Origin of the sequence: Comamonas sp. 23 (assembly GCF_049601575.1) — a bacterium.
Lineage (GTDB): Bacteria > Pseudomonadota > Gammaproteobacteria > Burkholderiales > Burkholderiaceae_C > Comamonas > Comamonas squillarum.
The window spans coordinates 2,707,677-2,733,640 of sequence record NZ_CP187127.1 but is presented as its reverse complement, the minus strand read 5'-3'; the positions used below and the strand labels follow the sequence as shown (position 1 = coordinate 2,733,640).

Below are 25,964 nucleotides of genomic sequence, written 5' to 3'. Positions count from 1 at the left end.
CGGCTGCCGGTCACCCCTTCAGTGCCCGGCAGCCCACAGCCAGCTGCAGTGCTGCGCAGGCATAATGGCGCTACAACAGCTATAGAGAGGGATAGGCATGAAGAAAAAGGCTTTGGGCAGCATGCTCGTTGGCACCGCCATCGCTTGCGCTGCAGGCTTGGCAGGCGCGCAAACGGTGTACCGCATTGTGGGCCCCGATGGCCGGGTCACTTTCTCGGACCGTGCACCCACGTCCGACACCCCGAGTCAATCGGTCACCACCGGCGCCGTCACCGAGCCTGCGGGCACCCGCACCAGTGACCTGCCGCTGGAAGTCAAGCAAGCAGCCACCAAGTACCCGCTGACCTTCTACACCAGCAAGGACTGCGGTGCCTGTGATGTGGCTCGCCGCTATCTGCTGACCCGGGGTGTGCCTTTTGCAGAAAAGACGGTAACCTCCAACGCCGAAATCCAGGCGCTGCGCAAGCTCAACCCCGATGGCACCATCCCCTTTGCCACGCTGGGAAGCCAGCATTTGAGTGGCTTTAATGAAAACGACTGGAGCGCATACCTGGACGCAGCCGGCTACCCAGCCCAGTCCAAGTTGCCCTCCAGCTACCGCCCCGCACCTGCACAGCCTTTGATTCCCAAGGTGATTGCCCCGGCCGCTTCTGCTGCCGCACAGCCGGCAGACGGCAGTGCCGAGCCAGCGCAGGGTAACCAGAGCGTCGAGCCCGATCGCGTTACGCCCAGCAATCCCACCGGGATTGTGTTCTAAGCAAACGCCATCCGTTTACAAAAAAATGGCCCGACCCGGCATTAGCTGGATCGGGCCATTGCTTTAAGGCGTGGAGGGCTTGGCGGTTTTAGAACTCCAGCGTTTCCACGCCTTGCTCGGTGCCCAGCAGGCAGACAGCCGCTTTTTGGTGCGCAAACACGCCGACGGTGATCACGCCTGGCCACTGGTTCACTTCGGATTCAAAAGCGGCAGGGTCGGCAATCGCCAAACCGGTGACATCGAGGATGTGCTGGCCGTTGTCGGTGACCAGCGGCTGGCCATCCTTGAGGCGGACGGTCGCATGGCCACCCTTGGCAGCAAAGCGGCGGGCGATCTGGGCCGCAGCCATGGGGATGACTTCCACCGGCAGCGGGAAAGCGCCCAAGGTCTGCACCTGCTTGGAGGCGTCCGCAATGCAGATAAAGCGGTCGGCAAGCGCCGCCACAATCTTCTCGCGCGTCAAGGCCGCGCCGCCGCCCTTGACCATGAAACCCTGGTGGTCGATTTCATCGGCGCCATCGATATAGACCGCGAGGCGCTCGACCTCGTTGGCATCCAGCACCGGGATGCCCAGCGCGCGCAGACGCTCGGTGCTGGCCACGGAGCTGGAGACAGCGCCCGGGATCTGGTCCTTGATGGATGCCAGCGCATCAATGAACTTGTTCACGGTGGAGCCCGTGCCCACGCCTACGATTTCTCCGGCAACCACATATTGCAGTGCTGCGCGGCCAACCTCGGCCTTTAATTCGTCTTGTGTCATGGTAGTGCGATCAGATCAGCGAAAATACAGATAACGCCTTGATTATCCCATCCCATGTCCCTGATCCCCTATTCCCTCTCCCGCGCCGTTCTGTTTGGCATGCAGCCCGAAGCTGCCCACGACTTCACGATGGACATGCTGGCCAAGGGCCAGAACACGCCGCTGGCCTGCGCCTGGCGCCAAAGCCGGGTGAGCGACCCTATCACGTTGGCGGGGATGCAGTTTCCCAACCGGGTGGGCATGGCAGCGGGCCTGGACAAGAACGCCCGCGCCATCGATGGCCTGGGCGCCATGGGCTTTGGCTTTGTCGAGGTGGGCACGGTCACGCCGCTGGCGCAGCCGGGCAACCCCAAGCCGCGCATGTTCCGCATCCCCGAGCGCGACGCGCTGATCAACCGCCTGGGCTTCAACAATGAAGGCCTGGCCGCTTTTGTCGCGAATGTGAAGAAGGCCCAGTTCCGCAAGCAGGCATCACCGCTGCTGCTGGGCCTCAACATTGGCAAGAATGCGGCCACGCCGATCGAAAACGCCACCAGCGACTACCTGCAGTGCCTCGATGGAGTCTACCCCCATGCCGACTACATCACGGTCAACATCAGCTCGCCCAACACCAAGAACCTGCGCGCACTGCAAAGCGATGAGGCGCTCGATGCACTGCTGAGCGCGCTCGTGCAGCGCCGCGAGCAGCTGGCACGCGAGCATGGCAAGCACAAGCCGGTGTTCTTGAAGATTGCCCCCGATCTGAGCGAAGAGCAGGTCATCGTGATTGCCAACAGCCTCAAGGCCCATGGTATGGATGGCGTGATTGCCACCAACACCACCATCAGCCGCGATGCAGTGCAAGGCCTGCAGCATGCAGAAGAAACCGGTGGCCTCTCGGGCCGCCCGGTGTTCGAGGCCAGCAATGCCGTGGTGCGCCAGTTGCGCGCAGCGCTGGGCCCGCAGTTCCCGATCATTGGCGTGGGCGGCATCTTGAGCGGAGCCGACGCGGTCGAGAAGATCAAGGCCGGCGCCGATGTGGTACAGATCTACACGGGCCTGATCTACCGCGGCCCAGGCCTGGTCACCGAGATTGCGCAGGCGCTGAAAGCGCAAGGCGGTCGCCGCTGATTCAGCCATCGGAACCCGCAACAGGCCAGCGCATGCGCTGGCCTTTTTTGCGCTCACCTGCTGCGCCGATGCGTCCAAGCGCCTCGCTCAGGCCGCAGTTTTCAAGCTCGCCAAGCCCAGCTTGGCCAGCAGCTTGGCGTCGCTGTCCGCCTCCGGGTTGCCAGTGACCAGCAGCTTGTCACCATAGAAAATCGAATTGGCGCCCGCCATAAAGCACAGCGTCTGCACCGCCTCGCCCAGTTGCTGGCGGCCGGCGGACAGGCGGATGCGGGCCTGGGGCATCACAATGCGCGCCACGGCAATCACGCGTACAAAATCCAGCGGGTCCAACGGCTCGCTGTCAGCCAGTGGCGTGCCGGGCACGCGCACCAGGCTGTTGATGGGCACGGACTCGGGGTAAGGCTGCATATTGGCCAGTTGGGCCAGCAGCGCGGCACGGTCCACCGGCGTCTCGCCCATGCCGACAATACCGCCGCAGCACACGCGTATGCCTGCGGCACGGACATGGCTCAGCGTATCGAGCCGCTCCTCGTATTGGCGGGTACTGACGACATCGCGGTAGTAGTCCGGTCCTGTGTCCAGGTTGTGGTTGTAGTAGTCCAGTCCGGCATCGCTCAGCGCCTGCGCCTGGTGGGGTGCCAACATGCCCAAGGTGGCGCAGCTCTCCAGGCCCAGCGCCTTCACCGCCGCAATCATCGCGCTGACCTGGGCAATATCCCGGTCCTTGGGCGCACGCCAGGCCGCGCCCATGCAAAAGCGGCTGGCACCTGCCTCCTTGGCTGCTTGCGCCGCGCGGGTGACCTCGGCAAGGTCCATCAGCTTGCCCGCCTGGACGCCAGTGTCGTATGCCGCAGATTGTGGGCAGTAGCCGCAGTTTTCGGGACAACCGCCCGTCTTGACCGAGAGCAAGGTGGCCAGTTCGATATCGCCGGCCGGCCAGTGCGCGTGGTGCACCGTTTGTGCATGAAGCATCAGCGCCATAAACGGCATCTCAAACAGGGCCTGTACCTGCGCTACGGGCCAGGGATCTGCTGCTGTCGCTTGTGGGATCGCAGCCGCCTGGGGGTGCCAATGCAAAGCCGACGTGGTATCGGATGTGTAGGGTGTGTAGGGTCCGGACATGGGAAAGCTCCTCAATCACTACCCGGTGCGGTATGCCTGGGTATGGCACTTATTGTGTCCAATGCCAGGCCGCATCGGCCCCATGCATAACCGCCTGTTCCGGCCCTGCGTGGCAGATTTGCTGCGCCGTTAACTTAAGGCGCTGTTGCAGGTGCATTGCCAGCATGAAGCACACAGATTACCGCAATGTCTGCCAATATGCAGTCAACTGCTCGTATTGTACGTTGACCAGAAGGCTACGCCGCCGCAACAAGGCATGCAGATAGCTGCAGATAAGGTGCCAGGAAGGCTGGCAGATGCTCCTCTGGGCCCTAGCCGTCCTCCCTTGGCCCCATTCGCCAAATACCACTGGCAGAATTTGGGAGCTTATTGACGCGGGAGCCGTGTTTGCATCCCAGCGCCTTTGAGGGTCTTTGCAAAAATCGCGCATAAAAAAAGCCGCAACGCAGTGCGGCAGTTGTGGGGGTCAGCTAGGTCTCTCAGGCAGCGGTGCCTTCTGGCGCCGCTGGCAGCTCCTCAAAGAACACCAGGTGATTGCCAAACGGATCTGCAATGCGCATCTCGAGCATGCCCCAGGGCATGCGCTCCAGCCCCGGTTTGGCATGGCGGTAATTTTTGGCTAGCAGGCTTTGCTGGAAGGCCTCGAGTTGCGGCCAGGCAATGCGTACCGTACTGCCGGGGCAGGCATCGCCATGGTGTTCACTCAGATGCAGCAGGCAGGCCAGGCCCGCAGCGCTGTGCAGGCTCAGCTGCTGGTAGAGCGGAAAGTCGTCGCCAAAGCGGTGTGTCCAGTCCTGCACAAAGCCCAGAAACTCCTGGTAGAACTGCGCCGCCCTTTGGGCATCGAAGCTGCGCAGCACGGGAATCACGCAGGGTTGAAAACGCGGGGTGTCGGTCATGGCAGCCAGCCTCCTCAACCCAGCGCCGCAATGACATCGGCGGGCGCCTGCACCAGCTCGATCAACACGCCCTCGCCAGCGATGGGGAATTCGTCATTGCTCTTGGGGTGCAGAAAACAGATGTCATGGCCCGCAGCGCCAGGGCGGATGCCGCCAGGCGCGAAACGCACGCCCTGGGCAGTCAGCCATGCCACGGCCTTGGGCAGGTCGTCAATCCACAGACCGATGTGGTTGAGCGGCGTGGCGTGTACGGCAGGCTTCTTGTCGATGTCCAGCGGCTGCATGATGTCGACCTCGACTGCAAAGGCCCCTTTGCCTATCGCCAGGATATCCTCGTCGACATTCTCACGCTCGCTGCGGAAGCTGCCCGTTTGCGACAGGCCCAGCATGTTCACCCAGAGTTTTTTCATGCGCTCTTTATCGGTGCCGCCTATCGCTACTTGCTGGATTCCCAAAACCTTGAACGGACGCTGTGCTGACATGCTGTATGGCTCCTTGTGTAGATGTGTGGCGCTTGTGCCGCAGCTGCCATTGTGCCAAGGCTTGGCAGCAATTGCGGTAGTGCGTGCGACGCAAACAATGCCATGATCGCTCTTGCGCATCTTTGCGAAATGGTCAACATTGCTTACATATTGCCGCCAACACCATCGGAGAAAAATTCCCCGTATTTACCCCAAATAACTACAATTTAAAGAACTCAATCACCAAATAGCATATTACTATGCTTGAATAATTTTTTAGAGACCCATTGGTCTCGCCGTCCCGCATTGCGTCCACCATGTTTGCTGACCTGTCCTGCCCCCTACCCAGATCGCCTCTTCAGCCTGAAGTGGGGTTGGCATACCTCAGATCCCTACCGGGACAACCATGCCCCGTCTAAGCCCGCCGATACCCACAGCGACGCATAGCGACGCAACGCCTGTGCAACGCTATGCCCTGCCCAAGCGCAAGCGCAGCTTGCTGTTGAGCATCTGGCCCTTTGTGGCTTTGGCGATCGTACAGACGGTCTTGGCCATCTCCAGTTTGCACATTCTGGGGGCCATGCGGGCTTTCAGCTCCGGCGAGAGCCAATGGAGCAAGGGCCAGAAAGACGCGACCTATGCGTTGGCACGCTATGCGGTGAGCGGCGACCCTGCCGCCTATGATCAGTTTCACCAAGGCCTGCATATCCCCATGAGTGACATGCGGGCGCGCCTGATGCTGGAAGACCAGGGCTATGCTGCCAGGCCCCAGGCAGCCCTGCTGCTGCTGCAAGGCCACAACGAGCCCGAAGAGATCAATGCGCTGATCTGGTTGACCGTCTATTTCAAAAACACCGAGTCGATTGGTCAGTTGCTGGCCCGCTGGCAAGACGCCGATGAGCCCTTGCAGGAACTCCAGACGCTGGCGGGCGATATCTATGCCAGCATGCGGCTGGCTCCCCCGACCCCGGTACAAAAGCAAAGCTGGCTGGCCCAGATCAATGCGCTGCAGATACAGCTGTCCGGGGCCGAGCGCGCATTCAACAAGGTGCTGGGCGATACATCACGGGCGATGAACAAATGGCTGTGGTCGATCAACATTGGCATCGCGCTGGCCATGCTGAGCCTGCTGATGGGCCATACCTGGCGACTGCAGCGCAAGACGGCCCGCGCCGAGGATGCACTGGATCTGGTCAGCGAGCGCGCCTCCACCACGCTGGCTGCCATTGGCGAGGCGGTCATCACCACCGATGCTGCCGGACATGTGATGTACATGAACCGCGCGGCCGAGGAGCTGCTGGGCGTGAGTCTGGAGCAGTTGGTGACCAGTGAACTGGTGCAGCACATGCATGCGTCGCCCTCCTCTGCCGGCAGCGACAAAGACGGTGCCTCTGCATGGGTACAAACGGCCATCGCCGATGCCCTGCAAGGGCGCGAGCACCCGCGTGAGACGATTTTCCGCCTTTGCGATGCGCAGCACCATGTGCGCGAGGTCAAACTCGCTTTTACCCCGATCGGGGACGACATCGGCACGACCGAAGCGGTGTTTGTGTTGCACGATGTGAGCCAAGAGCAACGCTATATCCGCGAGCTGGCCTGGCAGGCCACCCATGACCAATTGACCGGCCTGGTCAACCGCTATGAGTTTGAGCGCCTGCTCGGTGTGCTCCTGGAGCAGACCAAGCACGAGGACACAGCGCCCGGCGACCATGCCATCATGTACCTGGACCTGGACCAGTTCAAGGTCATCAACGACACGGCAGGCCACATTGCAGGGGACGCCATGCTGCGCGCGATGAGCGCCATGCTGCAGCGCTGCCTGCGGGCCGGGGACACGCTGGCCCGTGTCGGCGGCGACGAATTTGCCATTTTGCTCAAGCACTGCTCCTTTGATGACGCCAAGCGCATTGCCGAGCAGATCCGCGATGCCGCACAGAATGTGCGCATTCAATGGGGTGAGCGCAGTCTGAGTGCAGGCATCAGCATCGGCCTGGTCAAGCTCGCCGCGCCCCTCACCTCGGTGGAAGAAGTGCTGCGCGTCGCCGACATGGCCAGCTACGGCGCCAAGCAGCGGGGCCGCAACAATGTGTATGCCTACGACCCGGGTGTGGACCAGGAGATCGCCCGTTATGTGGGAGAGATGGAATGGGTCGAGCGCATCAAGGCAGCACTGGAAGGTGGGCATTTCTGCCTGTATGCCCAAGCCATTGAAGCACTCAGCACAGCCGCCGACGAGATCGCCGGGGGCGGCCTGCACATTGAGGTGCAAATACGCATGCGCCTGCCCGATGGCAACATCATCAGCCCCGTGCTGTTCATTCCTGCAGCTGAGCGCTACGGGCTGATGCCGATGGTCGACCGCTGGGTGGTCAAGCAAACCTTGCAGACTCTGGCCCACCTGCAAAAAACCGCGCAAAGCCCTGCCATCTCCTGCTGCGCCATCAACCTGTCAGGCACCTCTCTGGGTGACGAGCGTCTGCTGGATTTTTTGCAAGATCAGATCGCACGCCATGGCGTGGACCCGCGCACGCTGTGTTTCGAGATCACCGAGACCGCTGCCATCACGCATCTGCCCAACGCCATCCGCCTGGTCAAGGCCTTGAAGGCACTGGGGTGTCGCTTCTCAATGGACGACTTTGGCGCGGGCGTCTCGTCCTTTGGCTCGCTCAAAAACCTGCCCGTGGACTTTCTCAAGATCGATGGCGCCATCGTCGCCGATATGCTCAATGAGCCTGCCCACCGCGCCATGGTGGATGCCATCAATCACCTGGGCCACGCGCTGGACATGAAGACCATTGCCGAGTTCGCATCTACGCCTGAGATTGTGGAGTCCTTGCGCGGCATGGGTATCGACTATGCGCAGGGCTATGCGGTGGGCCGCCCTCAGCCTTTCTCCAACACGATCGCGGCACCATCTTCCAACTGCGTGCATTAGCCCCTGCAGTCCTGGCTGCCTCCTAGCTTCAACTGCTGGCACCGCGTCGCCTGGCCTCGGGCGGCTTGCTTGTCACCGTGTTTGAGGCAGTCAGGAAATCAGACCATTGCAGCTATCGCTCTGGCACGGGCTTGGACCTGCGCGTTTGTGGGCAAGAGACTTGCCGTCTCCCCCGCTGCGTTGGGCCAGCAGTGTCTAATTGCCAACAATCTTAATCCCCTGAATCAGCAAGCATTTTTCTCGAACTTATGATTTACATTAATATAATTAATTAATTTCATAATTTCAATCGTGTTAGTCAATGTAAAAGGATGTCTGCGCTGGGCCAGTGCCCTTGCGCTGTGCTGCGCTTGGTGCGCGGCCCAGGCTACACCGCTGACGTATGTGGTCAACCGGGATGACAGCAACGTGTCCGTGGTCGATGTGGTCAACAAGCGCACCGTCACCACCATTCCTGCCGGTATGGCCATGCCCCAAGAGATTGCCATCAGCCCGGACGGATGCCTTGCCTATCTCTCCAGCGTCTGGTCCGCCACCATTGCGGTCCTCGATCTGGGCAAGCACCAGCTGCTCGCTGGCATCCCTTTGAACCAGGTCAGCAACGGTGTTGTTTTCAGCCCTTCCGGAGCGCTGGCCTATATCGATACCAACACCCCTGGCGGCGGTGCGATTGCTGTCATTGACACGGCCACCCACCAACTCGTGCGCACCTTTCCCGTCAGCCCCCACAACACCCGTGGCATGGCCATCCACCCCGATGGTTCACGCCTGTATGCGCTCGAACAACACCGCGACCCCGATGTCGGGCAAGTCGCGGTGATCGACCCCAGCAGTGGCACGGTGCTCGAACGCATCGGCGTTGGCACGGATGCCAGCGATATCCAGGTTCACCCGGCTGGCACCCTGGCATATGTGGTCAACCGCGAGTCTCGCCAGGCCCATGGCACTGTCACCGTGATCAATACGCGGACCCACGCCGTCGCCGCCACGGTCGCTGTCGGCAAGCACCCCAGTCGCGTCGCCTTTCACCCCGCAGGCAACCAGGCATATGTCACCAACAGCGGCGACGGCACGGTCTCAGTCATCGACACCGCCAGCCACGCGGTGGTCGGTGTGATCGAGGTGGACCAGACACCGCAGCATGTCGTCTTCCATCCTGCAGGAACGCATGCCTATGTGAGCAATCCGCAGCGCAATAGCCTGTCTATTATTGATACCGCTACCCAGGAAGTGCATGGCGCCGTGACGGTGGGCAGTGCCCCTTGGGGGGTTGCGTTGGCCAGCAATGGGCGCGAGACCGCCACCCCACAGGGTACCAATGGCCTGGAAGCGGGCAGCGTCGTGGCAGGCAAACCCATTCCAATCAGCGGCGTCTGGGCCGGCTTGTTGCTGCTGGTCGTGGGCATGACGGCACTGCACCGCCATGGGCAGAAGCTGATGGGCTAAGCACCCGCTGCAAAAACCCCGGCTTTGGCCGTCCCATGGAGCAAGGGTTGTGCAGACCATCGCTCCAGCAGGCTGGCTGGTGGCGGCCTCCGCCCCAGCCGGCCAAAAACAAAGGCGCCAAGCCTTCGCTTGGCGCCTTTGCGGCGATCTGAGTGCAACAACGCCGCAGTCTTAGCGGCTGCCCTTGCGCGCGGGGCCTGACTTCTTGGCCTGCCCAGGCTTGCCTGCGCCGGCGCGCACGCCAGCCCTTGGCGGCAAGCCGCTGTGCTGGGTCAACAGTTGGCCGGGCTTGGGCTGCGCAGTGCGAAAGCGCACATCGCCCTTGGGCTCCTGCTGCTCTTGCGGGCGGCGCGGCGCCATCGCTACGGCCTTGCCGTCTTTGTTGGTGGTGTAGCCCAGGCCGGTGCCACCCTTGGAGGCAGTGCTGTTCTTTTTGCGCGCGCTCTGGTAGCTGCCATCGACGAGCGGCTGGAAGGTCGGGATCAGGTGCTGCTTGCCATTGCCGATCAGGTCCGAGCGCCCCATGGTCTTGAGTGCTTCGCGCAGCAGCGGCCAGTTGTTGGGATCGTGGTAGCGCAAGAACGCCTTGTGCAGACGGCGGCGCTTTTCACCGCGCACGATATCGACGCGCTCTTCGGCCTCGTCCCGCATCTGGCGGCGCACCTTGGTGAGCGTATTGCGGCCGCTATGGTACATCGCGGTGGCGGTAGCCATCGGGCTGGGGTAGAAGGTCTGCACCTGGTCGGCGCGGAAGCCATTCTTCTTGAGCCAGATCGCCAGGTTCATCATGTCCTCATCGCTAGTGCCCGGGTGGGCCGCAATGAAGTAGGGAATCAGAAACTGCTTCTTGCCCGCCTCTTCGCTGAACTTTTCAAACAGCTGCTTGAAGCGGTCATAGCTGCCAATGCCGGGCTTCATCATCTTGCCCAGCGGTCCTGCCTCGGTGTGCTCGGGGGCGATCTTCAGGTAGCCGCCCACATGGTGCTGCACCAGCTCCTTGATGTACTCGGGCGACTTGACCGCCAGGTCATAGCGCAGGCCCGAGCCGATCAGGATCTTCTTGATGCCAGGGAGCTTGCGCGCGCGGCGGTAGATCTTGATCAGTGGACCGTGGTCGGTGTGCAGGTTCGGGCAGATGCCAGGGAACACGCAGCTGGGCTTGCGGCAGGCCGCCTCGATCTGCGGGCTCTTGCAGCCCAGGCGGTACATGTTGGCCGTGGGACCGCCCAGATCCGAGATGGTGCCGGTGAAACCCTTGACCTTGTCGCGGATGTCTTCGAGCTCCTGGATGATGGAGTCTTCCGAGCGGCTCTGGATGATGCGGCCTTCGTGCTCGGTGATCGAGCAGAAGGTGCAGCCGCCAAAGCAGCCGCGCATGATGTTGACCGAGGTGCGGATCATCTCCCAGGCGGGGATCTTGGTCGCGCCTTCGTGGCTGCCGTTCTCGTCGGCATAGGCCGGGTGCGGGCTGCGGGCATACGGCAGACCGAACACCCAGTCCATTTCGGCGGTGGTGAGCGGAATGGGCGGCGGGTTCATCCACACATCGCGGGCCGTGGCTCCTTCGCCATGGGCCTGTACCAGCGCACGGGCATTGCCGGGGTTGGTTTCCAGGTGCAGCACGCGGTTGGCATGGGCGTACAAAATTGGGTCGCTCTTGACCTCTTCAAAGCTGGGCAGGCGCAGCACGGTGCGGTCGCGCGCCGGCATCTTGGATTTGTGGCGCAGCGACAGATTGGGCACAAACTGCAGCGGCTGCACATTCGACAGCGTGGGCGCGCTTGCGCTGGCAGCAGCCGAGCCACAGGCGGCGGCGGGAGCCGCAGCGGACGCATTGGCGCCCTGCTTTTCTGCATCTTCCTTGGCGCAGCTTTGGCCCTGGGCTTCTGCCTGCTCGCTGGTCGTCATGTAAGGGTTGATGTGGGGCTCGACCTCACCGGGCTCATCGACCGTCGTGGAGTCCACCTCGAACCAGCCCTCCTCCGATGCACGGCGGAAAAACGAGGTGCCGCGCACATCGGTGATGTTCTCCACCGGCTCGCGCGCGGCAATGCGGTGGGCCACTTCGACCAGCGCACGCTCGGCATTGCCGTAGAGCAGGATGTCGCACTTGCTGTCCACCACGATCGAGCGACGTACCTTGTCGCTCCAGTAGTCGTAGTGGGCAATGCGGCGCAGCGAGCCTTCGATGCCGCCCAGCACAATGGGCACATCCTTGTAGGCTTCACGGCAGCGCTGGCTGTAGACGATGGCCGCGCGGTCCGGGCGCTTGCCGCCCACATCGCCCGGCGTATAGGCGTCGTCCGAGCGGATCTTGCGGTCAGCCGTGTAGCGGTTGATCATCGAATCCATATTGCCCGCCGTCACGCCCCAGAACAGGTTGGGCTTGCCCAGCGCCTTGAAGGCCTCGGCACTTTGCCAGTCCGGCTGCGCAATGATGCCCACGCGAAAGCCCTGGGCCTCCAGCACGCGGCCAATCACGGCCATGCCAAAGCTGGGATGGTCCACATAGGCGTCACCGGTGACCAGGATGATGTCGCAGCTGTCCCAGCCCAGCTGGTCCATCTCGGCTCGGCTCATCGGCAGAAATGGCGCAGCACCAAAGCGCTTGGCCCAGTACGGCTTGTAGCTGGTCAGCGGCTTGGCAGCACGTTCAAAAAAAGAAACATCAATCGGGGCAGACATGGGCAACAACAGTCGTGGAGTAATGCACGCGGGGCTCGGCGCCAGGGTGGCGGGGTCCGATATTCTAAAAAAATAGCCCGTAGCGCGCACTTGTACGGGTATTGATGCTATGTATTTGGAAGCATCTGCGGGGGCAAGGCCCCAGTTCAGACCAGGGCGGCCAAGGCATTGCAGCGCGGCGCCCGGCTGGGATAATCACCGGCCCCTGGCTGGCGGGGGCTATGGCCACCAGCATGGGGTATTAAAACCGCATTTTTTGCGCTGCATCAAATAGCTTGCCATTGTCGCATGGCTAAGCGCTGCACCGCAAATAAAAAAGGCAGCCCAAGCTGCCTATGGCGGTCACGCGATACGAGTGATGTTTCTTAACCGGTACCCAATCCTGGCGCTCTTGCTCAGCTCCTTACCACTCACCGCCTTCGCGCACGCGTTGGGCCAGGTCCACATAGCTGCCATCGTCATTGGCACTGGGAGTCGTTGGCAGGGCTGCCAGTACTTCAGTCACATAGGCGGGCGTCTCCAAACCTGCACGTCCGAACCCATGGTTGTTCAAGGAATCCAAATTGGTTTGCAGTTGGTGTTGCATGGTCGCTCCCGGGTAATGTGTCAGTCGGTGGTATGGAATGCTTCTTGGAAAAATCGGGGTAGACTCGCGCCTGGCTGCGCCTGAGGTCTCCGCTGCGGCAAGCCACTCCATCACTGGAGCGCTCCCGTCATTGAAACAATGATATGTGTCCAACGCATGACATCTAGGCGACGTTGACGCATGACAGTGTAAGCAAACGTCTTCTCCCCGCAACGCATGCCCTACACCCTGGCCCAGCCCGTTCACAGCGAACTGATCATCAAGAAAAGCCGTTTCATCGGCTGTGTTCAGCCGGTGCAGGACCGTGCACAGGCCTTGGTCATTGTTCAAAGCCTGCGCGAGCAACACCCCGGCGCCAACCATGTGTGCTGGGCGCTGATGGCGGGCGGGCAGTCTGCCGCCGTCGATGATGGCGAGCCCAGCGGCACAGCGGGGCGCCCGATGCTCGATGTGCTGCGCCACCAGCAGATCGAAGGCGCCCTGGCAACGGTGGTGCGCTATTTTGGCGGCGTCAAGCTGGGCGCCGGCGGTCTGGTGCGGGCCTACACCGACGCCATTGCCCAGGCGATGCTGAAAGCAGAAAAAATCGAGCGCCAGGCGATGACCCGCCTGCAATGCCGCCTGCCCTACGCGCTCGAAGGGGGCATGCGGCGCGAGGTTGCCAGCGCCAACGCACAGTTGCTGCACGTGAGCCACGGCGATGATGTGCTCGCCGAGATCGAGTTGGTCGCGTCGCACGCCCCTGACTTTGTCACCCGGATGAATGAACTTGGCCAGGGCCGCATCCTCTGGCTTGATGATCCGGCTTGAATCTGGCCGGCTGCCGCGTGTGCGCTCGCGTCCATGTAAAAGAGTAATTCAGTCCTGCGGCGAGACATGCGCGTGCTTTTCAGTGCCGTTATCATCAAACGCGCACGGGTATGCGCTAGCGGGTAGCGCATGGAAATAGCGAGAGTAACTATGGCGATTCATTTATGGGATTACGCACCTGACGCACTGGAAGTATCGATGAGCGAGCTGTTGGTGGCCACCGCCGAAGGCTCCGACGACCTGATTGACCAGAACGTCAAAGAGGTGTTGCACGGCCTGCGCGAGCATCTAAAAATGGATGTGATCTTTGTCTCGGAGATCCGCAATGGCCAGCGCACCTTCAAGCATGTGGACCATAGCGCCGGCAAGGCCTTGATTGAAACCGGAGGCGGCTCCTCGCTGGAGCAATCCTTTTGCCAATGCGTGCTCGACGGCCGCCTGCCGCCGCTGGTGCATGACGCGGCAGAGCACATCGAGTCGGCCAAACTTCCTGCCACCCCTTTCCGCGTTGGCGCCCACCTGAGCACCCCCATTGTGCTGGCCAATGGTGAGATCTACGGCACCCTGTGCTGCTTCAGCACCGAGCCTGACCCGAGTCTGCGCGATACCGATCTGCAAAAACTCGCCGTCGTTGCCAAGCACACGGCACGCCGCATCGATGTGCGCCGCGAGACCGCGCGCGACGCCGAGCTCGAGAAATGGAAGCTGCAGCCAATCGATGAGAAAAAGCAGGCTTGGGCGTTCCCTGGCAAGAAGGGAAACTGAGTTGCAAAAGCTGCTGTAGCAATGGAGCAGCACCGAGACAAGAACGGGGGCTTCTAGCGCTACAATGGGCCGGTTCGCGGGTGTCGTTCAATGGTAGGACTCTTGCTTCCCAAGCAAATAACGTGGGTTCGATTCCCATCACCCGCTCCAGATAAAACAAAACGCGCCTTGCTAGGCGCGTTTTTCATGGGCTGCGGCCGGATGATCAATGCGTGTGCAAACCACCATTGACCGAGAACTCCGCGCCAGTCGCATAGCCGCCATCTTCCGATGCCAGCCAGGCGATGATCGCCGCGATCTCGGTGGGCTCACCCAGGCGCTTCATCGGGATGGTGCCAACGATTTTCTCCAGCACATCGGGACGGATGGCCTTGACCATGTCGGTGCCGATATAGCCAGGGCTCACGGTGTTCACGGTCACGCCCTTGCCGGCCATCTCCTGGGCCAGGGCCATCGAGAAGCCATGCATGCCTGCCTTGGCGGCAGAGTAGTTGGTCTGGCCCGCCTGGCCCTTGGCGCCGTTGACGGAGCTGATGTTGACGATGCGGCCCCAGCCTTTTTCCACCATATCGGCGACGACCTGCTTGGTCACATTGAACATGGAGTTGAGGTTCGTTTCGATCACCGCTTGCCAGTCATCGGGTGTCATCTTGATGAACATGCGGTCCCGGGTGATACCGGCATTGTTCACCAACACATCGATGCTGCCGTGCTCCGCCTTGGTCTTGGCGAAGGCTTCCACGGTGGATTCCCAGTTGCCGACATTGCCGACCGAAGCGTGGAACTCATAGCCAAGCGCCTTTTGCTCGCCCAACCATTTTTGGAAATCGCGCGTGGGCCCACAGCCCGCAATCACCTTGAATCCATCTTTGTGCAAACGTTGGCAAATGGCCGTCCCAATGCCTCCCATACCGCCGGTTACGTAGGCCACTTTTTGACTCATCACATCTCCTTGGTTTTGCTTGAAATGCTTGTGCACTACCACTGTAACCAAGAAACGAGGTGTGCAAACGCTCGTTTACGCCAAGCGTACAAATTCTTGCAGTACCTCTCAATTTCGGCGATTTTGACCGGGTATTGCAACAGAAACGCGCCAGATTAACGCGCGGTTTTGATCGTTTTCGCGCCGCATCAGCGCAAACCCTATCACGAAGCAGACAGCCATAGTCAGGTATTTTTATGACAGACCAACGGCGATCGATTCCAGCAAAGGAATGCGTCTGCCTGCGCCATGCAACGCTTTTGAGCGGCTACGGGAACGCATCAAAAAACCGCCTCGGGAGGCGGTTTGTGCGCACGCGGGGCGGTGAACGCTCAGGCGCGTTCCACCGCCAGTGCCACGCCCATGCCGCCGCCGATACACAGGCCGGCAATACCGCGCTTGGAGCCACGGCGTTTCATCTCGTGCAGCAGTGTCACGAGGATGCGCGCACCGGATGCACCAATGGGGTGGCCAATCGCAATCGCGCCACCGTTGACATTGACCTTGCTGGTGTCCAGACCCAGCTCCTGGTTCACGGCGCAGGCCTGGGCCGCAAAGGCTTCATTGAGCTCGAACAAATCGACCTCTTCGGCCTTCCAACCGGTCTTGGCCAGCACCTTGCGCACGGCATGCATGGGGCCCATGCCCATGATCTTGGGGTCCAGGCCCACGGTGGCGAAGCCGACAATGCGTGCCAGCGGCTCAGCACCCAGCTCCTTGGCCTTTTTGGCGCTGGCAATCACCAGGGCGGCGGCACCGTCATTGAGGCCCGAGGCATTGCCGGCAGTCACCGAGCCAGCCTTGTCAAAAGCGGGCTTCAAGCTGGCCAGTGCTTCGCCATTGGTCTTGCGGTTGATGTATTCATCTGCCTTGAAGGCGACCGGGTCACCCTTGCGCTGCGGGATCTGCACGGTGACGATTTCTTCGTCAAACTTGCCGGCATCCTGCGCAGCGGCTGCCTTTTGCTGGCTGGCCAGCGCAAAGGCGTCCTGCTTGTCGCGATCAATCTGAAATTCCTTGGCGACGTTCTCTGCCGTGATACCCATGTGGTACTGGTTGTACACATCCCAGAGGCCGTCGACGATCATCGTGTCGGTCATCTTCCAGTCGCCCATACGCTGGCCGTCCCGCGAGCCGTTGAGCACATGGGGCGAGAGGCTCATGTTTTCCTGGCCGCCGGCCACCACGATCTCGGCATCGCCCTGGCCAACAGCCTGCGCTGCCAGCATGACTGCCTTGAGGCCCGAGCCGCAGACGGCGTTGATGGTCAGCGCCGGCGTCTTCTTGTCCACACCGGCCTTGATCATCGCCTGGCGTGCGGGGTTTTGGCCCACACCCGCGGTCAGCACCTGCCCCATGATGACCTCATCGACCTGGTCGGCGCCCACGTTGGCACGGGCCAGCGCCTCCTCGATGACGGTGGCACCCAGGTCCGTCGCGGGCACTTTGGCCAGCGAGCCGCCAAACTTACCAACTGCCGTGCGCACGGCGGAGATGATGACGATGTCTTCCATGATTCTTCCTTTTAAAAAATGGGCACGGATGCCGTTGTCTCTGACGGCCATGCGATGCTAATTATTGCACCGCAGCATTTGAATTGCGATGCAGAAATTGCAACCAGACTGCTAGAACCTGTTCTAGGGGCTTACCAATCATGCTTTGGCTTGCACATAGCTGCCAGGCGCAGGCTCGAGCTCCCGGTAGTCGGTGCGCGCACGGCCATAGCTTTTGGGCGCTGCCACCTTTTTGCCGGCATGCTGGGCCAGCCACTGGCTCCAGTCTGTCCACCAACTGCCCGGCAGTTCGTCGGCGCCGTCGATCCAGGCGTCGATGTCGGCAGGCAATTGGCCATCCTCGCGCAGCCAGTGGCTGCGCTTATTTTTGGCGGGTGGGTTGATGACGCCGGCAATATGGCCCGAGGCACCCATGACAAAGCGCTTGTCGCCTCCCAGCACCTGGGTGGACGCGTAGGCCGCGCCAATGGGCACAATATGGTCTTCGCGCGAGCCATAGATGTACAGGGGCATATCGATCTTGCCGACATCGAGCTTTTCCCCGCAGACGCTGAGCGCGCCAGGCTGCACCAGCTTGTTTTCCAGGTAGAAGTTGCGCAGGTACCAGGCGTAATAAGGCCCGGGGAGGTTGGTGCAATCGCTGTTCCAGTACAGCAGATCAAAAGGCGGCGGCGTCTCGCCCTTGAGGTAGTTGCCCACCACATAGTTCCACACCAGATCGACCGGGCGCAGAAAGCTGAACGTGGAGGCCAGTTCCTGGCCAGGCATCAGGCCGTTCTGGCCCATGGTCAGCTCGCGGAACTTGACGAAGTTCTCGTCAATGAAGACATCGAGAATGCCGGTGTCCTGGAAGTCCACCAGGGTGGTGAGCAAGGTCGCGCTGGCCACCGAGTCATCGCCGCGCGCGGCCAGCACCGCCAGCGCATTGACCAGCATCGTGCCGCCCACGCAAAAGCCCAAGGCATTGATCTGGGGTTTGCCGGAGATGGCCTTGACCACCTCGATCGCCTCGAGCACCGCGCCGCCGATATAGTCGTCCCAGCCCTTGCCCCCCAGACTGGCATCCGGGTTGCGCCAACTGACGACAAAGGTGCGGTGGCCCTGGGCCACGCTGTAGCGGATCAGCGAGTTGTCGGGCTGCAAGTCCAGGATGTAGTACTTGTTGATGCACGGGGGCACAAACAGCATGGGGCGCTCATAGACCTGGGTGGTCAGCGGCTTGTATTCGATGAGCTGGAACAGCTCATTTTGGAAGACCACGGCCCCTTCGCTGGTGGCCACATTGCGCCCTACTTCAAACAGCGACTCATCGGTCATCGAGACATGGCCCTGGCGCATGTCGGCCAGCATGTTCTGCAAGCCCTGCGCAATGCTCTGGCCCTGGGTGTCAAGCGCCTTTTTCTGCGCCTCGGCATTGAAGGCCAGGAAATTGCTGGGCGCCGTGGCTGCCAGCCACTGCTCCACGCCGAAGCGGACGCGGGCGCGGGTTTTCTCGTCGCCTTGCACGGCGTCCGCCATGTCCATCATGGTTTTGGCATGCAGCGCGTAGCTGGCGGCGGTGAAGGTCGACACAGGGTTGTGCTGCCAGGCGTCGCCGGCAAAGCGCCGGTCCTTGGGCAGGGACACCTCGCCCTTGGCACCTTCGGTCCACAGCGCCAAGGCCGCTTGCGCGTACTGCGCCTGAATGGCCTGCAGCTTTTCCATATCAAAGCTGACGGGGGGCGCGCCCGCTGGCAGGGCCCCCAGACCGGCGGTGAAGCCCTGAGGTGCGCCTACCGCATTGAAAGGAGATGCCATGGTCTGCATGGACTGCATGCGCTCCATCCATTGCTGGGTCATCTGGCTGAGTTGCTGGAACTGGTCGCTGCCCAGTCCCCAATACGGTTGCTGCGTCATCGTCGTCTCCCTGAACAGGCTCCATGCCGGGCATGGGCTTGTGTGCATCTTAGGCGCAAAAAATGGCAGCCGTGTGCTGGCGTGCTGCAAGTTCGGGTAAATTCCAGGGCATGTACCTGATAGCGATAGCCTGGCTTTATGTGGTGGTGTTGATGGCGGTGGTCGAGGCCGCCAGCCCCCAGGGCAGCCTGCTGGGCGCCTTTTTCACCCTGATGCTCTACGGCGCGCTGCCGCTGGGTCTGCTGCTGTTCATTGCCGGCACGCCAGCGCGGCGCCGGATGCGCCACCGGGCCGAAGCCGAGGCGCAACAGGCCCCTGCCCCACCGCCGCCCGATAGCCATTAATGCGCTGAATGCCGCAGTCGCAGGCTGCTGAACACACCCGACATCGCGGCAAAGCCGGCTGCCAGATACAGCGCCACCGTCGTGCCATGGCCGCTGGCCACTGGCCACAAGGTGAAGATGATGGCCACCAGCACAGCGCCCAGCGATTGCCCAGTCAGCCGCGCCGTGCCCAGCATGCCGCTGGCAGCGCCTGCGCGGGCCAGCGGCGCCGAGGTCACGATGGTGTGGTTGTTGGGCGACTGGAACAGCCCAAATCCCAGGCCGCACAAGGCCATGCGCCAGCCGATGTTGAGATCGCTCGGGTCCACCGGCAGCAGCGCCAGGCTCAAGAGGCCCATCGCCAAAATCGCCATGCCGATGCCGCCCAGCAGGCCGTCTTCCACCCGGCCAATCAGCCGGCCCGCCAGCGGGGCCACCATCACGATGGCCACCGACCAGGCCGTCATTAGCATGCCGGCGGCAAAATGGCTGCGCTGCAGCGCATCGAGCAGCAAGAAAGGCAGCGCAATAAAGGACAGCATCTGCGCTGCAAAGGCCCCAATCGACGCCCCCATGGACAGCGCAAAAACGGGAATACGCAGCAAGTCCAGCGGCAGCAAAGGCAGGCTCAGTTTGCGTTGGCGCAGCACATACCAGGCGCCCAGCAGCAGGCCCAGGCCCAGCATCAGCCAGCCTGAGGCGGACGCGCCGCCCGACTCCATGCCATGGCGCGCGCCGATGCGCTCGGCACCCAGAAACACCAGCGAGAACATCGCAAAGTTCAGCGCCACATCGATGGGGGTCAGCTTGGCATGCGGTGCATCCAGCAGCTGCTGCGGGTTGCGCGGCAAGGCCTTGCGGCCCAGCCACAAGGTCAGAATGCCCAGCGGCACATTGATGGCAAACAGCCAGGGCCAGCTGGCCACCGACAAAATCAATGCCGCCACACCAGGGCCGGCCACCGACGAGATGGCCACCACCAGCGAGTTAAGCGCCATGCCCTTGCCCAGCTTGGCCGCCGGGTAGGTCAGGCGCACCAGTGCGGCATTGACGGCCATCACCCCGGCCGCGCCCATGCCCTGCAGGCCGCGCGCTGCAATCAGCAGCCACAGCGACTGGGCCAGCATGGCCACGGCCGATGCCAGCGTAAAACACACGAGACCCACCAGGTAGACCTTGCGGTAGCCAATGCGCTCGCCCAGTGCGGCCAAGGGCAGCAGCAGGCCCAAGGTGCCCAGCTGGTAGGCATTGATGACCCAGATCGCCTCGGCAGGCGATGCCTGCAGTTCCTTGGCCACCGTGGGCAAGGCCAGGTTCATGATGCTGCCATCGAGCACGGCCACGATCAGGCCCAGCACAATGACCAGCATCGCCAGGCGCCGCTCGGGCATGGGCAGACCCTCGCTCAGCGAGGCCGGTTGCATGCGTGCCTCAGCCACGGCAGATCACCGGCATCTGTGGATGGGCAGTTTTCATATGGCGACGCTTTCCACCACCTGGGGCTTGCCCGGGTAGAGCATGGTTAGGTGGGGAATGCCATCTTCCAGATAGGGCTCGGAGACAACGTCGAATCCGCAGCCTTCGTAGAATTTTTGCAAATAGGCCTGCGCGCCAATGCGAATGGCGGTGCCTGGCCACAGGCGGTCGGTCTCGGCCATTGCGTGGCGCATCAGCTCCCAGCCAGCCCCCGTGCCGCGCATCGCCTGCATGACGGCCACGCGGCCAATCGACGGCTCTGGATAGGCCAGTCCCGGCGGCAGCACCCGCACATAGGCTTGGAGCACGCCTTGCGCATCACGCCCCAGCAGGTGCCAGGCGTCCTGGTCTTTGTAGTCCAGGTCCTGGAAGGCGACCTGCTCGGCAATAAAGACCTGGCAGCGCACATGCAGCAGGTCATAGAGTTGCTGCAGATTGAGTGCCGAGAAGGGCTGGAAGGACCAGCTCAGCTGGTCCACTGTTGAAGAAGGCTTTGGCATGTTCTGTCCATCTATCGAGGGCCTGGGGACAGTGGCCACAGGCCCAGCTGCGCGCTCGCGCACCATTGCGCGAGCGTGGAAATCAGTCGGTCTTGATCTGCTTTTTGGCGGCCTGCAAAGACTGCACCACCTCGGGCATCACGTACTTGAACGTGCCCGTTGCATGGCTGCACAAGGCACCCTGCTCGTCATAGAGCCAGGCCTCGCAAAACGCCATGCGGCTGCTGCGCGAGAGCAGCTTGCCCTTGGCCACCAAGGCGCCTTTGGCCGGCGCCATGAAGCTGGTTTTCATCTCAATCGTCACCGCGCCACTGCCGGGGATGGCACTGCGCGCCGCATGGGCCATCGTCACATCAAGCAAGGTCATCGATGCACCGCCATGGGTGACTTCGTAGCTATTGAGGTGTTCGGGCCGGGCCCGGTAATGCAGCTCCGCCTCGCCGTTTTCCCAGCGGTGCAAGCGAAAGCCCAGGTGGCTGACAAAGGGGATTTCAACTTCAAAGGGCAGCACAGCACAGGCTCCAGCAACAGGCAAGCATGGAGCATACCGCCTTTGGGCGCTGCCCTGGGGCAAACCCTGACATACAAGCGACAGCCAGTCGGGCAATACGCTGGCGAGCGCCATCTGAACCGATTCTTACAGCGTGGCGATGGCCACGCCCCCGCGCAAACGCTGCTGCACCACGGTCGCCATGCCGGCAGGCGCTTGGGCCAGCAAGGCGGGCCAGGCGCTCTGCGCCTGCCGCACCATGTCCTTGAGCAGGCTGATATGGCGCGGCACGCGCAGCAGACCGGCGGCCTTCAGAAGGGCCGCCACATCGTCCCAGCTGAGCGCCCGCATACTACTGTCAATGGCCTTGTTGACGGCATACTGCTGCGGGGCCGAACCGTCGATGAAGGCCGCGACGCAGACACAGTCGTAGACGGGGGCCAGGCGCGGCTGGCGCCCATCGGGGTAGACCAGCGCCCAGTTCTTCAGGTGCGCATCGGTATTGCCCATCAGGATCGCGGCCACGGTACGTGCCAGAAACTCCCGGGTATCGGCCACAGGCTGCGGGCTCAAGCGGTCGAGCACGCGCAGCATCGTCGGCCAGTCCTGCTGCAGGCCCTTGCCGTACTTGTGGCGCGGCGCATAGCCCAGCGCCTGGTTGAACTCTTCCATGTGCACGCGTGTGCCATCGGGCAGGTGGTCAAAGCGTTGCACGGCCAATATCTCGTCAAACGGCAGCTGCTCGGGCAGATCGGCCTGGGCGCGGCTGATGATCTGTGCATCGGCCGTCGTCAGCCCCAAGGACTGGCACAGCTGGTAGCAGCTGAACTCGTTGGCCACCAGGTCCGGGTGCTGGGTGCTGGGCAGCTTCAGGATCACGCTGCCCGCCGCGCCCCGGCGGCGCACGGTGTAGCGCCGGCCATCCTGCACCGCGCTGAACTTGGTGACGATGCCCGGCAGCGACGCGGCATCGGCCACCGGAAACTCGACAAAACCGGGTTCGAGCACATCGAGGCCTTGCGAGGTATGCCAATGGCGCACCACGTCGGGAATGGCTTCGTCGCGGGGCACCGGCTCCACCTCCAGCGCGCCCATCAGGTCGTGTCCGGCAGCGGCCAGCAGCTCAAACTCGTCATCGGGGGAGCAGCCCCGCTCAGCGGCCAGGCGCTGGCGGTTGTGGCCTTCGGGCAGCAGATTCTGGAAATAGACCGGCCAGCGCCCATCGGTGCGCACCAGCCGGGCATCGCGCGCGGCATGCAAGATGCGCTGGGTGTCGGCCTCCGTCGCGCCCTGGTAGCTGAGCGAGAGCACAGGCCGCTCCGGATCCGCGATATAGCTGTCCTCGAACGAGACGCGCAGGATATCGCCGTACTGCGACAGGTAGCCGATGGCGCGCCGCCCCCCGCCCATGCTGCCAGGCAAGTGCATATAAAGACGCAGGTAGCGGATGGAGGTGCTCATTCAGTGCATGGCTTGCCCAAAGCCATCCTTCAGGGCTGGCGACCGGCCAGGCTGTCCACGACCGAAGGTGGCGCCTCCGCACCGGTTGGCTGGCCTAAAAACTTGCCGCCCGACTGGATAAAGGCCTGCAGCGCGGGCAAAAGATCTGCCGGCACTGCCACAAGCTGCATGCCCAGCACCCGGGCCATTTCGGCCACGGTCGAGTAGCGCGGGTCAACATCGCCGGTTTCAGTGCGCTGCACCGCCATGCGCGAGAGCCCCGCCTGCTCGGCCAATTGGGCCTGGGTCAGTTGCTGGGCTTTGCGGGCTGCCACCAAGGTGGCCATCAAGGGGGTAGTCATGCTGCACATTCTACTCTTTATTGATTAAATGAGTAGATTAAATGGCACACTTAGCATTACAAAAGATTCACAAAGTACTCATTTTGAGATAAATGAGTACTTTGAGAGCAAAGCTTGAGCGATGACGAAGCCCCTAGGCCACCCAGATGCAAGCGGCAAAGCGCCCGGTGCCCCCACCGGGTGAGCCATCTCGCCGGTGCGAGAAAAACCGCTCTTTGTTGGCCACGGTGCACCAGTCCTGGCTGCCGTCATTGCCAAACAACTGCGCAAGGCCCAAGCGCTGCAAGCGGTAGCGGGCCAGCCCGCTCAGGTTGGCAAAATACTTGCCCGGCGCGCCGGGTTCGAACAGCGGCGCGCAATCCGGATCCGGCCCGACAAAGGCGGCCTGCACCTCGGCACCCACTTCAAACGCGGGCTGGCTGATGCATGGACCCAGCCAGGCCATGGTCTGCGCGGCAATCTGGTTATCGCTCAGGCCAGCCTGGCCCGCCTGCCGGCGCACCCGATCGGCATAGGCCGCAAAGCAGTTCTCCAGCACCCCTAACCCGTCCTGTCCCAGCAAACCCCGCCAACCGGCGTGGGCGGCGCCTACCACCGGCAGCTGCTGGTGACAGAACAAGACCGGCAGACAGTCGGCTGCCATGACGGTGCAGCCCAGCCCTGGCACATCACTGACGCTGGCATCGGCCGGCTGCTCCTCGCCGCCGCCTTCACCCAGCACCTGCACATGCCTGCCATGCACCTGGCGCACAAATACCGGCTGACGGGGGCGGGCCTGGTCGGCACCGTAGCCGGCCTGCTGCTCCAGCGCCTGCATGGCCTGGGCGAGCAGCTGACGGTTGCTTTGCACATGGCCGGGAACATCGCCCACGTTAAAGCTCAGGTTGGTGGTGCCAAACAGGCCTTCGCTGGCGCCGCCAGCGCGCGTGGTGCAGAGCGCAAACACACCCGGTGGCGTGGGCCACTCGGGCAGCAGCCAGTCGGCGGGAAAGTGGTTGGACGCAGCGCTACTCATGGCTGGGCATCCGGGCAGGCGGCAGGCTGGGCCTTTTGCACCGCATCCGTCGCCATGGCGGCCTCATAGGCGGCCATGGTCAGCGGCAGACCGTCAAGGCTGACCTTGAAGCGCTGGGCATTGAAGATTTGCGGCACCAGCGCGCAGTCGGCCATCGTCAGGCTATCGCCCCAGCAAAAACGCGATGGCGCCAAGCCTTGCGCCTGGCGCTCGGCCGCCAGCAGCACCAATTGGCGCTCAAAGGCCTCCAGCCCGGTACGGCACCAGTGCTGGTACCACTGGGTTTTTTCAGCATCGCTGTGGCCCAGCTCGCCGGTCAGGTAGGCCAGCACCCGCAGGTTGTTGATCGGGTGGATCTCGCAGGCAACCTGCAGGGCCAGCGCGCGGATGCGGGCACGGGCCAGCGCATTGCCCGGCAGCATCGAAGGCGTCTGCGGGTAGGCCTCGTCCAGCCACTCGATCACGGCCAGCGACTGGTTCAGCCACAGGCCGTCATCGGTCTCCAGCGCGGGCACCAGCGCGTCGCCCACATGGCTGGCAAAGGCGGGTTCGCGGTGCTCGGCCTTGACCAGGTGCACCGGCAGATAGTCATAGGCCAGGCCCTTGGCCTGCATCGCAATGCGCACCCGGTAGGACGCGGACGAGCGGAAATAGTTGTGCAGCTTCATGGCAACCGAGCATAACGCAGGGCGCTGCAGCAGCCGGTCATCCAGTCACCCGCATGACAGCTGGCGTTGCCTGGCATGCCAGGGCCAGCATGGGCGCAGACCGCGATCCTGCAAAGCGGTTTGTTTTGCCGCATAATTTTTGGCACCGCTTCAACCGGGCGGTTTCCTCCCGCCTCCAACCAAAGTCCAGCATGAGCCAATACGTCATCCCTCCAGCCTCGCCCACCGGCGTACCTGTTCAAGGCAGCGACCAGCTGTTCCCCGTGCGCCGCGTCTACTGCGTGGGCCGCAACTACGAAGATCATGCCAAGGAAATGGGCTTTACCGGCCGCGAGGCGCCCTTCTTCTTCATGAAGCCCGCTGATGCGGTGGTGCCCGTGGCCACAGGTAGCAGCGGCCAGATCGCCTACCCAACGCTCACCAGCAACCTGCACCACGAGATCGAGCTGGTGGTGGCCATTGGCAAGGGCGGCAAGAACATTGCTGCAGCGGACGCCGCCGCGCACATCTGGGGCTATGGCGTGGGGCTGGACATGACGCGCCGCGACCTGCAAAACGACATGAAAAAGCAAGGCCGCCCCTGGGAGATCGGCAAGGCCTTTGAAGGCAGCGCACCCATCGCAGCCCTGGTGCCCGCCGCCCAGGCCGGTGATGTCAACAACGCCGAGATCTGGCTCAAGGTCAACGGTGCCGAACGCCAGCACAGCAATGTGCAAAAGCTGATCTGGAACATTGCCGAGACCATTGAAGTGATCTCGCAAGCCTGGGAGCTGCAAGCCGGTGACCTGATCTTCACCGGCACGCCCGAAGGCGTGGCCGCAGTCGTCAAGGGCGATGTGCTCGAAGGCGGCGTGACGGGCCTGCCCCCATTGAAAATCGAGCTGGTGTAAGGCCAGGACAACGCGCCACCCGCTGCGGTGGCGCTTTTTTTCGTCCCTGGCCGCGAGCAGCGCGACCTTGAC

24 protein-coding genes and 1 tRNA gene are annotated in these 25,964 nt (G+C 62.4%); 9 read left to right on the top strand and 16 right to left on the bottom strand.

Annotated elements, in window-relative coordinates; all coding sequences use genetic code 11:
* The first annotated feature begins 97 nt into the window (after positions 1-97).
* On the top strand, positions 98-757 hold the full coding sequence (locus ACPEE1_RS12285) for a DUF4124 domain-containing protein (protein ID WP_423932892.1): 660 nt from the start codon (positions 98-100) through the stop codon (positions 755-757).
* 88 nt (positions 758-845) lie between these two features.
* Here ACPEE1_RS12285 and rpiA read toward each other — a convergent pair whose 3' ends face one another.
* Entirely contained in the window at positions 846-1,517 is a 672-nt protein-coding gene (gene rpiA / locus ACPEE1_RS12280) for a ribose-5-phosphate isomerase RpiA (RefSeq protein WP_260719579.1), read from the bottom strand.
* A gap of 54 nt (positions 1,518-1,571) precedes the next feature.
* On the opposite strand from rpiA, the gene ACPEE1_RS12275 reads away from it, so the two are divergent.
* Positions 1,572-2,627 (top strand): quinone-dependent dihydroorotate dehydrogenase, encoded by a 1,056-nt coding sequence (locus ACPEE1_RS12275; RefSeq protein WP_182341413.1) that lies wholly within the window; start codon positions 1,572-1,574, stop codon positions 2,625-2,627.
* An 87-nt stretch (positions 2,628-2,714) separates the two neighbouring features.
* On the opposite strand, the gene bioB is transcribed toward ACPEE1_RS12275, so the two are convergent.
* The 3 genes from bioB to ACPEE1_RS12260 all read right to left on the bottom strand — a co-directional run bounded on the left by bioB (position 2,715) and on the right by ACPEE1_RS12260 (position 5,130).
* Entirely contained in the window at positions 2,715-3,749 is a 1,035-nt protein-coding gene (gene bioB / locus ACPEE1_RS12270) for a biotin synthase BioB (RefSeq protein WP_182341416.1), read from the bottom strand.
* Between the two features lie 479 nt (positions 3,750-4,228).
* Positions 4,229-4,648 (bottom strand): glyoxalase superfamily protein, encoded by a 420-nt coding sequence (locus ACPEE1_RS12265; RefSeq protein WP_116925701.1) that lies wholly within the window; start codon positions 4,646-4,648, stop codon positions 4,229-4,231.
* 14 nt (positions 4,649-4,662) lie between these two features.
* The gene (locus ACPEE1_RS12260) at positions 4,663-5,130 is read right to left on the bottom strand and encodes a VOC family protein (RefSeq protein WP_116925774.1); all 468 of its coding nucleotides are present in this window, start codon (positions 5,128-5,130) and stop codon (positions 4,663-4,665) included.
* A 439-nt stretch (positions 5,131-5,569) separates the two neighbouring features.
* Here ACPEE1_RS12260 and ACPEE1_RS12255 point away from each other — a divergent pair, with 439 nt between their 5' ends.
* Positions 5,570-8,044 carry an EAL domain-containing protein gene (locus ACPEE1_RS12255; protein ID WP_423932888.1) on the top strand — a complete coding sequence of 825 codons (2,475 nt, stop codon included), beginning with the start codon at positions 5,570-5,572 and terminating at the stop codon, positions 8,042-8,044.
* Positions 8,045-8,428: 384 nt separating this feature from the next.
* Positions 8,429-9,490, top strand: a complete 1,062-nt coding sequence (locus tag ACPEE1_RS12250; RefSeq protein ID WP_423932885.1) for a cytochrome D1 domain-containing protein — start codon at positions 8,429-8,431, stop codon at positions 9,488-9,490.
* 171 nt (positions 9,491-9,661) lie between these two features.
* Here the strand turns inward: ACPEE1_RS12250 and ACPEE1_RS12245 are convergent, their stop codons facing one another.
* Complete coding sequence (locus tag ACPEE1_RS12245; protein ID WP_116925704.1) at positions 9,662-12,175, bottom strand: YgiQ family radical SAM protein; 2,514 nt, start codon at positions 12,173-12,175, stop codon at positions 9,662-9,664.
* Between the two features lie 403 nt (positions 12,176-12,578).
* Positions 12,579-12,761, bottom strand: coding sequence for a hypothetical protein (locus tag ACPEE1_RS12240; RefSeq protein WP_021028080.1), 183 nt, complete (start codon positions 12,759-12,761; stop codon positions 12,579-12,581).
* A 216-nt stretch (positions 12,762-12,977) separates the two neighbouring features.
* On the opposite strand from ACPEE1_RS12240, the gene ACPEE1_RS12235 reads away from it, so the two are divergent.
* The 3 genes from ACPEE1_RS12235 to ACPEE1_RS12225 all read left to right on the top strand — a co-directional run bounded on the left by ACPEE1_RS12235 (position 12,978) and on the right by ACPEE1_RS12225 (position 14,486).
* The gene (locus ACPEE1_RS12235; protein WP_260719585.1) at positions 12,978-13,571 is read left to right on the top strand and encodes an IMPACT family protein; all 594 of its coding nucleotides are present in this window, start codon (positions 12,978-12,980) and stop codon (positions 13,569-13,571) included.
* A gap of 198 nt (positions 13,572-13,769) precedes the next feature.
* A complete protein-coding gene (locus ACPEE1_RS12230; RefSeq protein WP_232539345.1) occupies positions 13,770-14,336 on the top strand; it encodes a GAF domain-containing protein in 567 nt (188 codons plus the stop codon).
* A gap of 76 nt (positions 14,337-14,412) precedes the next feature.
* Positions 14,413-14,486 (top strand) — tRNA-Gly (locus ACPEE1_RS12225).
* Positions 14,487-14,541: 55 nt separating this feature from the next.
* Here the strand turns inward: ACPEE1_RS12225 and phbB are convergent.
* From phbB to ACPEE1_RS12210, 3 genes are all read right to left on the bottom strand, one after another.
* Positions 14,542-15,279, bottom strand: a complete 738-nt coding sequence (gene phbB, locus ACPEE1_RS12220) for an acetoacetyl-CoA reductase (protein WP_182341426.1) — start codon at positions 15,277-15,279, stop codon at positions 14,542-14,544.
* Positions 15,280-15,650: 371 nt separating this feature from the next.
* Positions 15,651-16,832 carry an acetyl-CoA C-acetyltransferase gene (locus ACPEE1_RS12215; RefSeq protein ID WP_260719586.1) on the bottom strand — a complete coding sequence of 394 codons (1,182 nt, stop codon included), beginning with the start codon at positions 16,830-16,832 and terminating at the stop codon, positions 15,651-15,653.
* 138 nt (positions 16,833-16,970) lie between these two features.
* Positions 16,971-18,728, bottom strand: a complete 1,758-nt coding sequence (locus ACPEE1_RS12210; protein ID WP_182341433.1) for a PHA/PHB synthase family protein — start codon at positions 18,726-18,728, stop codon at positions 16,971-16,973.
* 62 nt (positions 18,729-18,790) lie between these two features.
* Between ACPEE1_RS12210 and ACPEE1_RS12205 the strand changes: the two genes are divergently transcribed.
* On the top strand, positions 18,791-19,072 hold the full coding sequence (locus ACPEE1_RS12205; protein ID WP_232539346.1) for a hypothetical protein: 282 nt from the start codon (positions 18,791-18,793) through the stop codon (positions 19,070-19,072).
* Here the strand turns inward: ACPEE1_RS12205 and ACPEE1_RS12200 are convergent.
* The 7 genes from ACPEE1_RS12200 to maiA form a co-directional block, all read right to left on the bottom strand.
* Positions 19,069-20,475 (bottom strand): MFS transporter, encoded by a 1,407-nt coding sequence (locus ACPEE1_RS12200; protein ID WP_182341436.1) that lies wholly within the window; start codon positions 20,473-20,475, stop codon positions 19,069-19,071. The genes ACPEE1_RS12205 and ACPEE1_RS12200 overlap by 4 nt on opposite strands.
* A 48-nt stretch (positions 20,476-20,523) precedes the next feature.
* Positions 20,524-21,027 (bottom strand): GNAT family N-acetyltransferase, encoded by a 504-nt coding sequence (locus ACPEE1_RS12195; RefSeq protein ID WP_182341440.1) that lies wholly within the window; start codon positions 21,025-21,027, stop codon positions 20,524-20,526.
* Positions 21,028-21,109: 82 nt separating this feature from the next.
* The gene (locus ACPEE1_RS12190) at positions 21,110-21,538 is read right to left on the bottom strand and encodes a PaaI family thioesterase (RefSeq protein ID WP_116925711.1); all 429 of its coding nucleotides are present in this window, start codon (positions 21,536-21,538) and stop codon (positions 21,110-21,112) included.
* Between the two features lie 126 nt (positions 21,539-21,664).
* Positions 21,665-22,978 carry a type II toxin-antitoxin system HipA family toxin gene (locus tag ACPEE1_RS12185; RefSeq protein WP_182341443.1) on the bottom strand — a complete coding sequence of 438 codons (1,314 nt, stop codon included), beginning with the start codon at positions 22,976-22,978 and terminating at the stop codon, positions 21,665-21,667.
* Positions 22,979-23,007: 29 nt separating this feature from the next.
* Positions 23,008-23,319 (bottom strand): helix-turn-helix transcriptional regulator, encoded by a 312-nt coding sequence (locus tag ACPEE1_RS12180; protein ID WP_182341446.1) that lies wholly within the window; start codon positions 23,317-23,319, stop codon positions 23,008-23,010.
* 133 nt (positions 23,320-23,452) lie between these two features.
* A complete protein-coding gene (locus ACPEE1_RS12175; RefSeq protein WP_260719589.1) occupies positions 23,453-24,334 on the bottom strand; it encodes a polyphenol oxidase family protein in 882 nt (293 codons plus the stop codon).
* On the bottom strand, positions 24,331-25,002 hold the full coding sequence (maiA, locus tag ACPEE1_RS12170; protein WP_116925714.1) for a maleylacetoacetate isomerase: 672 nt from the start codon (positions 25,000-25,002) through the stop codon (positions 24,331-24,333). Before maiA ends, ACPEE1_RS12175 begins: the two co-directional genes overlap by 4 nt.
* Before the next feature lie 191 nt (positions 25,003-25,193).
* Between maiA and ACPEE1_RS12165 the strand changes: the two genes are divergently transcribed.
* A complete protein-coding gene (locus ACPEE1_RS12165; protein WP_116925715.1) occupies positions 25,194-25,892 on the top strand; it encodes a fumarylacetoacetate hydrolase family protein in 699 nt (232 codons plus the stop codon).
* The last annotated feature ends 72 nt before the right edge of the window (positions 25,893-25,964 follow it).